The following is a 501-nucleotide window of genomic DNA, read 5'->3' on the forward strand; positions in this document are numbered from 1 at the left end:
TCGCGAGCAGGCTCGCTCCCACAAGGATCTCCAGTGAATGGTGCTCCGTCAGAACAGATAACTGGCCTTCAGCCCGCCATTGAAGCCGTGGCTGTCGCCGCCACCGCTGGCGCCGATTTCTGCACCCACACTCCATGGACCAAGATTAGCCATGACATTGACGCCACCGCTGAACTGGTCACGGTTGTCGAAGGCGGCTTGCTGTTCGATGTCCAGGCCCAGCAGTTGCCCTTCGCTGTCGACTTCAGGGTCGCCCAACACATGCTCGTAGCCCACTTGCACGCCTGGCACCACTTGCCAGGCACCGAGGCTGACAGGTGCAAAGGATGCGTTGAGATTGGCCACCGCGCTCTTGCGGGTCTGGTGGATGCCGTCGACGTCCAGCGCCAGTTCGCTGCCTTTTTCCTGGAAGCCCGACAGGTTGATGTGGCTGATCCGCACGCCGAGGCTCGGCTCGAGGGTCACGCCGTTCACCGGCACACGGTAACCGAGCGCCAGGGT

The 501-nt window shown here is 62.5% G+C and carries 1 protein-coding gene; it reads right to left on the bottom strand.

Annotated elements, in window-relative coordinates; all coding sequences use genetic code 11:
• Window positions 1-48: 48 nt before the first annotated feature.
• Window positions 49-501 (bottom strand): autotransporter outer membrane beta-barrel domain-containing protein (locus BSF44_RS29315; protein WP_141250125.1); only part of this gene is annotated, 453 nt, incomplete at its 5' end.

This window comes from Pseudomonas sp. ACN8, from assembly GCF_002303925.1.
Taxonomy (GTDB): Bacteria; Pseudomonadota; Gammaproteobacteria; order Pseudomonadales; family Pseudomonadaceae; genus Aquipseudomonas.